This window comes from Flavobacterium sp. XGLA_31 (assembly GCF_051547105.1).
Taxonomy (GTDB): Bacteria; Bacteroidota; Bacteroidia; order Flavobacteriales; family Flavobacteriaceae; genus Flavobacterium.
On the sequence record NZ_JBPTTM010000001.1, the window covers coordinates 742,549 to 755,453 of the forward strand.

Sequence of the window (12,905 nt, forward strand, 5' to 3'; positions counted from 1 at the left end):
GTTTAATTGGTTAATCAGTCACTAAATTAAGTAAAATTTTAACATTAAAGCAAAAAAATGATCAACTATTCTCGGAAGAAAACCCGTTTTACCCGTTGTGAAATTCCGGTCATGATTTCATACGGAATGGTGTTTAACTCTTTGGCCATAAAGCTTACCGTAGGGTTTTCACCAAAAATGATCACGGTATTTCCCTCTTTACAGTCGATATGGGTTACATCGGCCATCAGCATATCCATACAAACGCTGCCAACAATTTTAGCCTCTTTCCCGTTGATAACCACATAGCCCAAGCCGTTGCCCCAACTTCTGCGAATGCCGTCGGCATATCCTATGGGAATTGTGGCAATTTTGGTTTGCTGATTGGCAACAAATCTACGGCCATAGCCCACGCTTTCGCCACTGTCAATGGTTCGGATTTGAGAAATCACCGATTTCAGGGTGCCTACATTTTCCAGTTGCTTCTGTTCTTCTTCATCGTTGGACACGCCATACAGCCCAATGCCCAATCGAACCATGTCATATTGAGCTTCGGGATAATTGGAAATACCGGAAGTATTCAGTATATGTCGTATCGGCTTGATGTTGAGTTCCGAAATGAGTCGGGAAGAAAGTTTTTCATATAAGGCAATCTGCGATTTCGAAAAGGCATCGTGCTTCATATCGTCACTGGTAGCCATGTGTGACAATATGCTTTTGATTTGTACCGTTTCATTGCCTTTCAGGATGTGAATCAAATCCTCCAGTTGCTCTTCTTCAAAACCCAGACGGTGCATGCCCGTATCGATTTTGATATGAATCGGAAAGTGTTTCAGCTTCTTTTGTTCGGCAATTTTCAGGAAAGCCTTCAAGCCTTTAATCGAATAAATTTCGGGCTCCAACTGATGTTGGATGATAGCTGAAAAACTGGTTGTTTCCGGATTTAGCACCATAATAGGAACTGTAATCCCCGCATTTTTTAACGATATTCCTTCGTCAGCAAATGCCACGCCCAGGTAATTTACTTTGTGGTGTTCCAATAATTTGGCAATTTCAAAACCGCCGTTGCCATAACCAAAAGCTTTGACCATAACCATCAATTTGGTTTTGGGAGCCAGCTTCGATTTGAAGAAATTCAAATTGTGACTGATGGCGTTGAGGTTAATTTCCAATACCGTTTCATGTGTTTTCTCTTCCAGCATCGAAACAATTTCTTCAAAGTGAAAATCGCGTGCGCCTTTGATGAGAATGGTTTCGTTTTCGAAATTGAGGTTGTCGAACGCATGGGTAAACTCGGCTACATCTTTAAATGTGATGCTGTTGATGAATTTGTTCTTGTATTGCGAAATGGTTTCTCCAATGCCAATAACACGATTTATTTTGTTGGAAATAATCAGTTGGGAAACCTGAGAATACAACTCTTCGTTGTTGAGTCCGCTCTGAAAAATATCGGAAAGAATTAGTGTTTTCTTTTTGTGTTGTTTTTGGTGTTCCAAAAAATCCAAAGCAATTTTAAGCGATTGGAAATCAGAACTGTAACTGTCGTCAATCAGGGTGCAGTTGTAAATGCCGTTCTTTACTTTTAAACGCATCTCTACCGGATACAGTTGTGCCATTCGGGTTTGAATCACTTCGTGTTTGTATCCAAAATATAGCATCACCATCATACAGTGAATGGCATTTTCTACCGAAGCCTGATCCTGAAACGGAATCGTAATCGGGAAAGTATCTTCGCGATAGGTAACCTGTAATTCGGTCAGTTCTCCTATGTTCTTTTTGGTGATAAAAACATCGGCACTTTTGTCGTCTGAACACCAACTGAAGGTTTTGATTTTTGGGTTCACAAAAGCACATATGGTTTTGTTTTTATTCAGAATCAGTACATTGACTGAAGTGAAAAGTTTTAGTTTTTCTTTGATTTTCTCCGCTACACTGGGAAATCCTTCGTCGTGAGCTGAACCGATATTGGATAAAATTCCAATCGTAGGACGAATAATTTTCTGCAGTTTTTCCATTTCATGCGTCATCGAAATCCCGGCTTCAAAAATGCCCAGATTGTGCTTTTCGTTAATGCCTAAAATGGATAGTGGCACTCCTACTTGCGAGTTGTAGCTTTTTGGACTTCGGATGATGTTAAAATCAGGGCTCAATAAGAAATTCAACCATTCTTTAATGATGGTTTTTCCGTTGCTGCCGGTAATGCCGATAATTGGGAATTCAAACAAACTGCGGTAGTAAGCGGCAAATTTCTGTAATGCATCCAGCGTATTTTCAACAACCAAAAAATTAGCTTTTCCGGCCACAGTTGAAGGAATGTGATTCACTACAAAATGCTGAACCCCTTTACCGATGAGCTCTTCTATGTATACATGACCGTCATGATTTGGTCCGCTGATAGCAAAAAACAAAGTGTTTTCCGCATTTTGTAATGAACGGCTGTCAATGGAGATATAATCAATGACTGCCACATCATTTTGGCCAACCCAGTGGGCTTTGATGATGGGAACAATATTTCGTATGGTTAGTGTCAAGGGATGGGGTATTATTACTGCGTCAGTTCGCTGCGCTCGGGTCGTCTTGAGATAAATGTTCAGGGTCTTTTACTTCCATGTTTTCACGTAGGGCTTTGTAGTAAGCGGCACGACTGAGCGGTTCGTATTCTTCGGTTTCTCCTAATAAAACCAATTTGTCGCTGTCGGTTTTTCTGAAACTGTAATGTGCTAAATTTCCGGTGCGTGTACAAACGGCGTGCACTTTGGTGACATATTCAGCAGTAGCCATCAACGCAGGCATGGGTCCGAAAGGGTTGCCTTTAAAATCCATATCCAGTCCGGCTACGATGACACGAATGCCTGAATTGGCCAAATCATTACAAACCGCTATGATTTCATCATCAAAAAACTGTGCCTCGTCAATACCCACTACATCACAACCTTGAGCTAAAATCCGGATATTGGCTGCTGCCGGAACGGGTGTGGAACGAATTTCGTTTTTATTATGGGAAACCACCATTTCCTCGTCATAACGCGTGTCGATGGCAGGTTTGAAAATTTCCACTTTTTGTTTGGCAAACTGTGCCCTTTTCAAACGGCGAATCAGCTCTTCGGTTTTGCCCGAAAACATCGAACCGCAGATGACTTCAATCCAACCAAATTGTTCTTTATGATTTACTGTATTTTCGAGAAACATTTTGTAATTTTCAACCTTTATAATTTGAATAGTTTTGTTACTTTGTAACGCAAACAAAACGACTTAAAAATTTTCTATTTTTACGTCGATTCAAATGTAGAAAATTTTAACCAAGGTTCCTTCTTCCCTTGACAAAATAAAAACCACAGGAGGAAAAATAGTAAAAAAGAAACGACGAGTTACTGTAATTTTGAAACGTATGAAAAAAAGATTAGAAGCCGAATTAATCAGCATTGCCCACCGAATCCTGAAATTGAAAAACAAATCGGAAGTGGATCAATTGTATAAAGAAACCCAAAAATTATACGAAACACTATCGGTTTTAAAGTTTTATCAGGATAATTTCGAGTCGGTAAAAGAAGATGTGGCTTTAGCGGTTTTAGAAGAAAAATTAGAGCAGCCCAAAGAAGAAGTTACGGAGCCTGTGGCAATAGTGGAAACTCAAGAGGAAACCCAAGAGGAAGCCGCAGCAGAAGAAATTGCGGAAGAAAGCATTGTTTCAGAAGCAACTGAAACGGAACCCGAAGTAGTTTTGGAAACTCCTGCTGTGGAGGCAGAAATTCCGGCGGAAAACGAACCGGAAACAAAAGAAGAAGAAGCACCGGCTCTGGCTTTTCAGCCCATCTTTGAATTAGAAGAAGAGGGCGAGGAGGAAGATGCTGAAGAAGATGCTGAAGAAGAAATAGAACCGGCGGAGACGGTAGTGGAATTTACCCCGGAAACCAAAAAGGTAGTCATTGAAGAGTTTCTGGGCGAGAGTTATGTAGATCCTGTTTTTGTAAAACCAAATGAGGTTTCTTTGTTTGACACCACAATTACAGAAGAAATAAATCAACCAAAATCACCTGTCGTTACTGAAACTTCGAGCAAGTCCATCGCTATCGGGTTGAACGACCGTATTGGTTTTGTGAAACATCTTTTTGACGACAGCAACGAAGACTTTAACCGTGTCTTGTCTCAATTGAACACCTTTGATTCTTTTGAAGAAGCCAAAAACTTTATTGACGACATGGTCAAACCCGATTACAACAACTGGCAAGGCAACGAAGATTATGCCGAGCGTTTCATGGAACTCATCGAGAATAAATTCCAGTAATGGGCAAACTGTACATTGTTCCCACACCTATCGGCAATTTGGAGGATATGACCTTCCGGGCGATTACCGTGCTCAAGGAAGCCGATTTGATTTTGGCTGAAGATACCCGTACCAGTGGAAAACTACTCAAGCATTTTGATATTGCTACGCACATGCACAGCCACCACATGCACAACGAGCACAAGACGGTGGAAAATCTCATCAAGCGATTGCAAGCCGGAGAAACCATTGCACTCATCAGCGATGCGGGAACGCCTGCCATTTCAGACCCCGGATTTCTATTGACCCGAGCTTGTGTCGAAAATAATATCGAAGTCGATTGCTTGCCCGGAGCTACCGCTTTTGTGCCGGCTTTGGTGAATAGTGGTCTGCCCAATGACCGCTTTGTGTTTGAAGGTTTTTTGCCCGAAAAGAAAGGCAGACAAACCCGTTATTTGGCATTAGCCGAAGAAACAAGAACCATGATTTTTTATGTGTCTCCGCATAAATTAGTAAAGACGTTAGCCGAATATGTGCAATACTTCGGAGCCGACAGACCGGTTTCGGTTTCGCGTGAATTATCCAAACTGCACGAAGAAACCATCCGTGGCACAGCCGAAGAAGTATTAAAGCATTTTGAAGCCAAGCCACCCAAAGGAGAAATAGTGGTAGTGGTGGGCGGTAAGATTTCAACCAAAGAAAAGAAAGACCGAGAATAGTTATTCGACTACCAAATCGGTAAAAGCAAAACTCTTTCCGCTGAACAATCCTTTGTCTGATAATTTCAAATCGGGAATCACCAATAAGGCCATAAACGAAAGTGTCATAAACGGCGCTTTCAACGTGCTGCCCAATGATTTGGCCATTCCATCAATTTCCTGATACAAACGCCCGGCTTCCCAACCGTCTTTATCACTCATGATACCCGCTACCGGAAGCGCTAACGATTTTTTAACCTCACCATCTACGGCACAAATACCACCGGTGTTTTGGATTAACAGATTCACCGCGTTGCAAATTTCTTCATCCGAAGTCCCTACGACAACAATATTATGACAATCGTGCGCTACCGAACTGGCAATAGCGCCTTTTTTCAAGCCAAAATTCTTGATAAAAGCTACCGCCGGAGGAGTATCAGCATAGCGGTTCACGACAGCCATTTTTAAAATATCATCGGCCACATTGGAAACCAGTTTGCCGTTTTGCAATAAAGCACTGTGGTGAATTTCATTGGTAATCAATTGGCCTTCCAAAGCTTCGATTACACGTATGGTTTTGGCCGAGCTCGGAACCTCAAAATCACTAATTGTTTTGGCAGAAGTGTTGAAATTGTTAGGTGTTTCAAAAGCCACGTGTTTCACAAACGATTGACCTTCTTCAGCAACCAATTCGCCGTTAATGTAGGTTTGTTTTACCTTAAAGTTTACCAAATCCTCCACCACGATAAAGTCGGCAGCATCATTTTCTTTGAGCAAACCTACCTCCATTTTATAATGCTGCACCGGATTGACACAAGCCGATTGCAATACCTTGAAAACGTCAATACCTTTGGCAACCGCTCGGGCACAAAGTTGGTTGATGTGACCCAAAATCAAATCATCCGGATGCTTGTCATCCGAACAAAACATCATGTTTTCGTAATGGTCAGGCAATAAATCAATCAATGCTTCAAAGTTTTTGGCGGCACTGCCTTCGCGAATGATGACTTTCATCCCAAGGGATAATTTCTCAGCGGCTTCCTCATAAGTGAAGCACTCATGATCGGTAGAAATTCCGGCAGCAATGTATTTTTTTATAGGTTCTCCGCGCAAGCCCGGAGCATGTCCGTCCACAGGTTTGCCAAAATGTTTGGCCCAGGCAATTTTCTTCAACACTTCTTCATCGTCAAACAGTACGCCCGGATAATTCATCATTTCAGACAAATAATAAATATCGGGCAAGGCCATTAATTCTTTGATTTGTTCCGAATCAATCACCGCACCTGCCGTTTCAAAAAACGTAGCCGGCACACAGGAAGGAGCACCAAAATGAAATTTCAACGGTACTTTTTTACCGTTGTCAATCATGTAATGCACACCGTCTTTTCCCAGAACATTCGCAATTTCATGCGGGTCCGAAATCGTAGCTACGGTGCCGTGTAAGACCGCAATCTTGGCAAATTCAGAAGGAACTAACATCGAACTTTCAATATGAATGTGAGCGTCAATAAACCCCGGAAGGATATAATTCTTCACGTCATGGTTTTTCTCCACTATGGAAACAATCTTTCCATCAGCCACGGTAATTTCTCCCGAATAAATTCGTTTGTTTTCGATATCGACGATTTGTCCTTGAATTTGCATTTTAGATTACTTTTATAGTCCAAAAGTAACAAATATAAAGTCAGTTTTTCAAATGGAATGAAAGTGTTGCTTTTAAAACATTTTACTTGCTTTTAAATTCTCAGTCCTGATTCATAATGCGGCGGACTATCAACCAAATCTTGTGACAAAATCGTCGGCGTTACTGAAATTATCACAAAAAGTGTGGCAAAATTTTTGCTGTGGATGCTATTATCACAAAAAGATTATACGATGAAAAGAGAATCCACCATCCGATCAATTTTGGGAGTAACGCAGCAGGACATGGCGATGTTGCTCAAAGTAAGCCGCAGCCAATGGGCAATGTATGAACTGGGGAAACGCGATTTGCCTTTGGCCGCCAAGCAGTTGTTGGGCGAGATGTTGCAGTATGTTACCGGAGCTAAGAACACCGGCAAGAGCCTGCCGCAAGTAGCCCGGCAAGAAGAAAAGCGGCTGCAGCTACTGGAGCGTTTGCTCAAAGAAAATGAATACCAACAATTGCGCATAGCCCGGAAAATTGAAGCGTTACAGAAAAAATATACTGCCAAGGTGGGCGTACTGCATCTGGTAGATTTCCTGACGGAGCGTGTCGAAAAAAAAGCCGCTTCCGAGATGAGTTTGCTTAAACATATCGCCAATAAAGCAATCCAAACGTTGGACAAATACAATTTATCCAATTTATTGAAGTACGAATTGAAACAAGAGGTATTACAGCACGAAAAAGTACTTTTGGATGCTTCCTTGCTAAAATTGCAGCGCAGCGCAGCAGAATAAAGAATGGTACAAAATAGTGCATTTTATGAATGGTGAAGTACTAGTTTTGGATGTTGCGATGCTATTGGTAGCATCTTTGTATTTTTGACCCGAGAGCAACCACTTGATAATGAATCACCTTGCGATCGATTGATTTTTAAAATATTTTTCCTACTTTTATGTTTTTAATTCCTAGATGAAATGCGCTGGACAACCAAACCCAAACCCAATTCTGAAAAAGTAAAAGCCTTGGCAGCTGAGTTGAAGGTTGACGAACTCATAGCCACACTTTTAGTACAGCGCGGTATTGAAACATTTGAGCAGGCGCGCCAATTCTTTCGTCCGAGTTTGGACGATTTGCATGATCCTTACCTGATGAAGGACATGGATAAGGCTGTGAAGCGGATTGAAACGGCCATAGAAAACAATGAAAACATCTTGGTTTTTGGGGATTATGATGTTGATGGCACCACAGCAGTGTCTTTGGTATCTGGTTATCTGAGAAGTTTTTACCCCAATGTGGCCACGTATATTCCCGATCGCTATGACGAAGGCTACGGCATTTCGTATCAGGGGATCGACTTTGCTGAGGACAACGAATTTACCTTGATTATTGCGCTGGATTGTGGCATCAAATCGGTCGACCATATTGCGTATGCCAATGAGCGAAATATTGACTTTATCATTTGTGACCACCACCGTCCGGGAGACATGTTGCCCGAAGCCGTGGCGGTACTCGACCCGAAACGAGACGATTGTACCTATCCCTATGATGAATTGTGCGGATGCGGAGTAGGATTTAAATTGGTACAGGCTTTGGCCAAAAACAGGAACCAGACTCTGGATGATTTACTGATTTACCTCGATTTGGTAGCTACCGCCATCGCAGCCGATATTGTTCCTATTACAGGTGAGAATCGGGTGCTGGCCAAATTTGGACTCGAGGTGATCAACTCCAATCCGCGACCCGGAATCAAAGCTTTGGTACAAAACGTTAAGAAAAAAACATTGACCATCACCGATGTCGTTTTTATCATTGCACCCCGCATCAACGCGGCCGGAAGAATTAAGCACGGCAACGAAGCGGTGGCTTTGTTAACCGAATACGACTTAGACCAAGCGGAACAATTTGCTTCCGAAATCGAACAATATAACAGCGATCGCAAAGAGTTAGACAAACAAATTACTATAGAAGCGTTAGCACAGATACAGGAAAACGGCGAACAGCAAAAATTTACCACTGTCGTGTACAGTGAAAATTGGCACAAAGGGGTAATCGGAATTGTGGCTTCCCGCTTGACAGAAACCCATTATCGCCCGACCATTGTTTTTACCAAAAGTGGCGACAAGCTCGCGGCCTCAGCCCGCTCTGTAAAAGATTTCGACATTTACAATGCTCTTGAAGCCTGTGCCCAACACCTCGAACAATTTGGGGGACATATGTACGCGGCAGGCATGACGCTTAAAGAAGAGAATTATGCTGCATTTAAAGAAGCTTTTGAACGGGTGGTGGAGGAAACCATACATCCTGATTTACTGGTTCCCGAAATTACCATCGATGCCGAAATTGCCCTGACGGATATCAATGATAAATTGATGCGTTTGCTCCGCCAGTTTGAACCTTTCGGGCCTCAAAATATGACGCCGGTTTTCATGACCAAGAATGTTGTTGATACCGGTTACGCCAAAGGAATCGGTGCCGGAGAAGAACATCTCAAACTGTTTGTCAAGCAAAACGGCTCTCCGGGTTTTGGCGCCATCGGTTTCGGATTGGGAAACCAATTGCATCTTACCCAAAACCGACAACCGATGACAATTTGTTATTGTATTGATGAAAATGAATTTAACGGAACCGTATCTTTGCAACTTCGATTGAAAGATATTAAGCCTGCTTAAATGAAAAAGAACGATCCTTACGAAGCCCTTCGGTATAAAGAATTCAATTATTTCCTGCTCTTGCGGTTCGCCATGGTATTTGCCTGGGCGATGCAGTTTGTTATTATCGAATGGCAGGTCTACAGTTTAACCAAAGACCCACTTTCATTGGGTATTATCGGCTTAATGGAAATCATTCCGGCTATCGGAATGGCTTTGTTTGCCGGACATATCGTGGATCAAAGTGAAAAAAAAGGCCTTTTGGTCAAATGTATTTTTGGCTTTTCGCTCATTAGTTTTGGGTTGTTTTTGATTACAGTGCCGCATATTACCGAGCATTTATCATCACATGCCATTTTGTATACGGTTTACGCTTTGGTGTTTTTGGGTGGATTGGTCCGCTCTTTCATCACACCCACCATCTTTTCGTTATTGGCTTTAATTGTTCCCAAAAAGACCTATCCCAACGCTTCCACCTGGAGCAGTTCCGTTTGGCAGATGGGGTCGATGATTGGACCGGCCTTGGCGGGATTCTCCATCAGTTTAATAGGAGTACATTGGTCAATGTGTCTGGTGTTTGTCTGCTCCGTTTTAGCGCTGTTGTTTTTAGCTAAAATCGAAAAAAAACCTATTCTTAATCCCAAGATTGGTGAACCTGTAATGCAGAGTTTAAGAGAAGGGGTCAGGTTTGTATTTCACAACAAACTCATTCTCGGAGCGCTTTCTCTCGATATGATTGCGGTGCTTTTTGGTGGCGCTATGGCCTTGTTGCCGGTTTTTGCGCAGGATATTCTAAAAGTAGGCTCCGAAGGTTTTGGGGTGTTACGGGCAGCACCTGCCGTGGGGTCATTCATTACCATGGTACTGTCGGCCTACATTCCGTTAAACCGAAAGGCCGGTGTTAAATTATTGTCGGCCATCTTTATGTTTGGTGTTTGTATTATTGTTTTCGGATTGTCTACCTGGTTTTGGGTGTCGGTCTTGGCCATGTTCTTCAGTGGGATTTTTGATGGGGTTTCCGTTGTGATCCGTCAAACCATATTACAACTTTATACTCCCGATAACATGCGCGGTCGGGTTGCCTCGGTAAATTCTATTTTTGTGGGATCCTCCAATGAGTTCGGCGCTTTTGAAAGCGGACTTACGGCCAAGCTTATGGGCACAGTGACCGCTGTTGTTTTTGGCGGGACCATGACGTTGCTCACCGTAACTTTCACCGGATTTGCTTTACCGTCATTCAGAAATTTGGATTTGCATAAGGATATTGAGGAAATGAAGGAAGGACCTAACCTTTAGTGGTTAGCCGAAAGGAAACAACTTAGTATTCTTTCAGCTCCAATTGATTGCCGTCAAAAACCCCATAGGTAAAATAACCAATCCAGTCGCCCAAGTTTACGTATTGCGAATTTTCACCTACTGTGATGACCATAGGCAAATGGCGGTGACCAAAGATGAGGTAATTGTAGTGTTTGCTTTCCAGTTTGCGTTTGGCATATTGTATCAGCCATTCATTTTCTTCGCCCAGGAATTTCACATCGGCTTCACCCGAAATCAGTTTGTTTTTTACCGAAAGGTGTTGGGCCAGTTTTACGCCAATATCCGGATGCAACCAGCGATAGAGCCATTTGGAAAACGGATTGGTAAAAACTTTCTTCATGCGCTTGTAGCCTTTATCCCCGGGGCCTTTGCCGTCACCGTGACCTATTAGGAAAGTTTTGCCGTTAAATTCATACTCCTGATTGTCGTAATAAACCGGAATGTTCAATTCTTTTTGAAAGTAATCCGTCATCCACAAATCGTGATTGCCCACGAAAAAGTAAATGGGAATGCCACTGTCGCGAATTTCGGCTAATTTGCCTAAGACGCGCACAAAGCCTTTGGGGACCACGGTTTTATATTCAAACCAAAAATCAAACAAATCGCCCAAAAGAAAAATGGCAGCAGCGTCTTGCTTTACTTCATCAAGCCAAGCCACGAACTTTTGTTCTCTCGGGAAACTGGCTTCGGGCGTAGGAGCTCCAAAATGCTGATCAGAGGCGAAGTATATTTTTTTGTTAGGTGGAAGCGTCATCAATAAGGGAAGGGATTAGTTGTCCGAAGCATACCACTCGGCAAAAGAAGTATCGGTTTCCTGTAATTTTAAAGAATGTAAGGTGATACCGGCGGGTAGACGGTTGCTTATTTTTTGGGCAAAATCGGTCACCATGTTTTCACTGGTGGGTTGGTAGTCCACTAAAATCACATGGTGGCCACGGTTCTTAAGTTCGGCAGCTAGTTCCACATGCGGGGTGTTTTTATTAAAAACGGTGGCATGATCAAACTGGTCTACCACTTCTTCTTTCACAATTTTTTTCAAATCAGAGAAATCAATTACCATTCCGAATTTTACATTGGAAGTATCCGTAATGGGCTTGCCAATAACCGTCACCGAAAGTTTGTAGCTGTGACCGTGCACGTTTTTGCATTTGCCGTCGTAGCCATACAATGCATGTCCGGTTTCGAAAGAAAATTGTTTGGTGATTCTGATGTTACTCATACGTGAAGTTTTATGCGGCAAATTTAGTAAATAAATCTACTGTTCGTTTTGTCTTTTTTTAGCTCGGGCATACATCCACCACGCAGCCCCTACGATGATGGCAAACGGAAGAATATTGCCAATCCATACTCCGATAAGGTAAGCGTTGTTGGGGGCATGTTTTATTTTTTCGTTGACATCGACCTGCTGCAGTAAGAAGATAAGGCTCATAAGATTTTATTTGGTTAAACAAATTTACATAAAAAAACAAAGGCTGCCTTTGGGGCAACCTTGTTTTTATATCGGGGAAAAGAACTATGGGTTTTGTTCAAATTCCTGAATTTCATTTTTATCAGCAGCTCTGGCATTCAATGCTAAATTATCAGAATTGACCAGTATGGCTACAAAACTCACATTCGCCGGATTGGAAACCGAAGTCGGCATGGCAAAAGAAAATGATTTTGTTACGGTTTGTCCGGCTGTGGTACTTTCTGTAATGGCATCACCCAGCAAATCAGTGATGTTTTGTCTCAACACATGGTTGTGCTCATACGTTGGAACCGGATTAATATTACCGAAGTAAGTCGTGTAATTGGCTTGTGAATGAATCAAATGGTTTTCCAAGACATAGACAACCAATTTCAGACCGGTATAGTTTTGGGCAAACTTCATGTTAACATCCAGATTTACCGTGCCGTCTTCAGCCACTGTTGAAGCTAAAGCTAATCCCAGTCCGGCATTGTTTCCGGTCAGGGCTTTCGCCTGTGCCAAATTGAACGGCTCCGGAGAAGTCCAAACGATAGTTCGGTTTAACCTCGATTGCGGTAATTCCAAATCAACCCCGGGAGGTAAAATCATGTCTTTTAACGGTTGGTAATTCGCAAAATGATACGGGTCATTCCCGTTGTGAATAGCAATAGAAACTACCTTGTCGGATTGCTCATACATTTGGTCAATAGCGTATGCTACACGGGTGCAGTTTCCACACCAAGTACCGGTATAATCTTCTATTAAAACGCGTTTTTTGAAATAGCCCGGAACGGGAGCTGCCGTCTCGGTATCTTCGGGTAAGTTTTGGATAACATTGGTATCGCTGCAAGAGTAAAAAACAGCAAGAATTACCAGCGAAAGTAAAAATTTAATCTTTGTCATTTAGTTGTTGTTATTTTCACGGCAA

At 42.3% G+C, this 12,905-nt stretch carries 12 protein-coding genes; 5 read left to right on the forward strand and 7 right to left on the reverse strand.

Annotated elements, in window-relative coordinates:
- Positions 1 to 65: 65 nt before the first annotated feature.
- Entirely contained in the window at positions 66 to 2,510 is a 2,445-nt protein-coding gene (locus ACSVH6_RS03240) for a bifunctional UDP-N-acetylmuramoyl-tripeptide:D-alanyl-D-alanine ligase/alanine racemase (RefSeq protein WP_438075494.1), read from the reverse strand.
- A 22-nt stretch (positions 2,511 to 2,532) separates the two neighbouring features.
- A complete protein-coding gene (locus ACSVH6_RS03245; RefSeq protein ID WP_438075496.1) occupies positions 2,533 to 3,168 on the reverse strand; it encodes a thymidine kinase in 636 nt (211 codons plus the stop codon).
- A 199-nt stretch (positions 3,169 to 3,367) separates the two neighbouring features.
- On the opposite strand from ACSVH6_RS03245, the gene ACSVH6_RS03250 reads away from it, so the two are divergent.
- Together ACSVH6_RS03250 and rsmI are read left to right on the forward strand one after the other, a co-directional pair.
- The gene (locus ACSVH6_RS03250) at positions 3,368 to 4,264 is read left to right on the forward strand and encodes a hypothetical protein (protein WP_438075498.1); all 897 of its coding nucleotides are present in this window, start codon (positions 3,368 to 3,370) and stop codon (positions 4,262 to 4,264) included.
- A complete protein-coding gene (gene rsmI, locus ACSVH6_RS03255; protein WP_438075500.1) occupies positions 4,264 to 4,962 on the forward strand; it encodes a 16S rRNA (cytidine(1402)-2'-O)-methyltransferase in 699 nt (232 codons plus the stop codon). Before ACSVH6_RS03250 ends, rsmI begins: the two co-directional genes overlap by 1 nt.
- Here the strand turns inward: rsmI and ade are convergent, their stop codons facing one another.
- Entirely contained in the window at positions 4,963 to 6,585 is a 1,623-nt protein-coding gene (gene ade, locus ACSVH6_RS03260) for an adenine deaminase (protein WP_438075502.1), read from the reverse strand. It lies immediately after the preceding gene.
- A gap of 231 nt (positions 6,586 to 6,816) precedes the next feature.
- On the opposite strand from ade, the gene ACSVH6_RS03265 reads away from it, so the two are divergent.
- The 3 genes from ACSVH6_RS03265 to ACSVH6_RS03275 all read left to right on the forward strand — a co-directional run bounded on the left by ACSVH6_RS03265 (position 6,817) and on the right by ACSVH6_RS03275 (position 10,509).
- A complete protein-coding gene (locus ACSVH6_RS03265) occupies positions 6,817 to 7,359 on the forward strand; it encodes a helix-turn-helix domain-containing protein (protein WP_438075504.1) in 543 nt (180 codons plus the stop codon).
- A gap of 180 nt (positions 7,360 to 7,539) precedes the next feature.
- Complete coding sequence (recJ, locus tag ACSVH6_RS03270) at positions 7,540 to 9,234, forward strand: single-stranded-DNA-specific exonuclease RecJ (protein WP_438075506.1); 1,695 nt, start codon at positions 7,540 to 7,542, stop codon at positions 9,232 to 9,234.
- A complete protein-coding gene (locus ACSVH6_RS03275; RefSeq protein WP_438075508.1) occupies positions 9,235 to 10,509 on the forward strand; it encodes an MFS transporter in 1,275 nt (424 codons plus the stop codon).
- Positions 10,510 to 10,531: 22 nt separating this feature from the next.
- On the opposite strand, the gene ACSVH6_RS03280 is transcribed toward ACSVH6_RS03275, so the two are convergent.
- The 4 genes from ACSVH6_RS03280 to ACSVH6_RS03295 form a co-directional block, all read right to left on the reverse strand.
- A complete protein-coding gene (locus ACSVH6_RS03280; protein WP_438075773.1) occupies positions 10,532 to 11,284 on the reverse strand; it encodes a UDP-2,3-diacylglucosamine diphosphatase in 753 nt (250 codons plus the stop codon).
- A 15-nt stretch (positions 11,285 to 11,299) separates the two neighbouring features.
- The gene (locus tag ACSVH6_RS03285; protein ID WP_438075510.1) at positions 11,300 to 11,749 is read right to left on the reverse strand and encodes a 6-pyruvoyl trahydropterin synthase family protein; all 450 of its coding nucleotides are present in this window, start codon (positions 11,747 to 11,749) and stop codon (positions 11,300 to 11,302) included.
- A 36-nt stretch (positions 11,750 to 11,785) separates the two neighbouring features.
- Complete coding sequence (locus tag ACSVH6_RS03290) at positions 11,786 to 11,959, reverse strand: hypothetical protein (RefSeq protein ID WP_438075512.1); 174 nt, start codon at positions 11,957 to 11,959, stop codon at positions 11,786 to 11,788.
- A gap of 84 nt (positions 11,960 to 12,043) precedes the next feature.
- On the reverse strand, positions 12,044 to 12,880 hold the full coding sequence (locus tag ACSVH6_RS03295) for an Omp28-related outer membrane protein (RefSeq protein WP_438075514.1): 837 nt from the start codon (positions 12,878 to 12,880) through the stop codon (positions 12,044 to 12,046).
- Positions 12,881 to 12,905: the final 25 nt, after the last annotated feature.

What these genes read in the sequence shown, in the direction of transcription:
- ACSVH6_RS03245 (WP_438075496.1), bottom strand. Translation starts at nt 3,168, where the DNA reads ATGTTTCTCGAAAATACAGTAAATCATAAAGAACAATTTGGTTGGATT.
- ACSVH6_RS03250 (WP_438075498.1), top strand. Translation starts at nt 3,368, where the DNA reads ATGAAAAAAAGATTAGAAGCCGAATTAATCAGCATTGCCCACCGAATC.
- rsmI (WP_438075500.1), top strand. Translation starts at nt 4,264, where the DNA reads ATGGGCAAACTGTACATTGTTCCCACACCTATCGGCAATTTGGAGGAT.
- ade (WP_438075502.1), bottom strand. Translation starts at nt 6,585, where the DNA reads ATGCAAATTCAAGGACAAATCGTCGATATCGAAAACAAACGAATTTAT.
- ACSVH6_RS03265 (WP_438075504.1), top strand. Translation starts at nt 6,817, where the DNA reads ATGAAAAGAGAATCCACCATCCGATCAATTTTGGGAGTAACGCAGCAG.
- recJ (WP_438075506.1), top strand. Translation starts at nt 7,540, where the DNA reads ATGCGCTGGACAACCAAACCCAAACCCAATTCTGAAAAAGTAAAAGCC.
- ACSVH6_RS03275 (WP_438075508.1), top strand. Translation starts at nt 9,235, where the DNA reads ATGAAAAAGAACGATCCTTACGAAGCCCTTCGGTATAAAGAATTCAAT.
- ACSVH6_RS03280 (WP_438075773.1), bottom strand. Translation starts at nt 11,284, where the DNA reads ATGACGCTTCCACCTAACAAAAAAATATACTTCGCCTCTGATCAGCAT.
- ACSVH6_RS03285 (WP_438075510.1), bottom strand. Translation starts at nt 11,749, where the DNA reads ATGAGTAACATCAGAATCACCAAACAATTTTCTTTCGAAACCGGACAT.
- ACSVH6_RS03290 (WP_438075512.1), bottom strand. Translation starts at nt 11,959, where the DNA reads ATGAGCCTTATCTTCTTACTGCAGCAGGTCGATGTCAACGAAAAAATA.
- ACSVH6_RS03295 (WP_438075514.1), bottom strand. Translation starts at nt 12,880, where the DNA reads ATGACAAAGATTAAATTTTTACTTTCGCTGGTAATTCTTGCTGTTTTT.